This is a genomic window from Arthrobacter sp. GMC3, from assembly GCF_002929305.1.
Taxonomy (GTDB): domain Bacteria; phylum Actinomycetota; class Actinomycetes; order Actinomycetales; family Micrococcaceae; genus Specibacter.
Map to the genome: position 1 here is coordinate 1 of NZ_PJIO01000147.1, position 538 is coordinate 538.

General features: G+C 67.8%; 1 protein-coding gene. It reads right to left on the minus strand.

The window, feature by feature from the left end; translation table 11 throughout:
- Positions 1 to 495, minus strand: a 495-nt coding sequence (locus tag CXQ94_RS24060) for an FAD-binding protein (protein ID WP_146070430.1), incomplete at its 3' end; no start/stop codon positions are given.
- Positions 496 to 538: the final 43 nt, after the last annotated feature.

Genomic DNA, 538 nt, shown 5'->3' on the forward strand with positions numbered 1-538 from the left:
GCCGGCATTCTCGGCGACGTTGCCGCCGATGGAGCAGGCGATCTGCGACGAGGGGTCGGGCGCGTAGTACAGCTCATAGGGGGCCGCGGCCTGGGAGATCGCCAGGTTGCGCACGCCGGGCTGGACCCGGGCGAAGCGCCCAGCCGGGTCGACTTCGAGAATCTTGTTGAAACGCGCCATGACCAGCAGGATGCCCTGCTCCAGTGGCAGCGCGCCGCCGGACAGACCGGTACCGGCGCCACGGGCAACCACCGGCACGCCGCGCTGATGGCAGAGCTTGAGCAGCGTCTCGACCTGCTCAATGCGCTCGGGCAGCACCACCAGCAGCGGCGTGGTGCGATAGGCGGACAGCCCGTCGCACTCGTAGGGCTTGAGGTCCTCGCTGCGGTGGAGGATGTCCAGATCGGGCAACTGCGCCTGCAGCTCGGCCAGCAGGGCGGCCTTGTCGACCTTGGGCAACGCACCATCGACGCGTTCGTCGTAGAGAATGTTCATGGCAGGTTCCGGTTCTCGTGGGTTGCAGCCAGCGCGAACGACT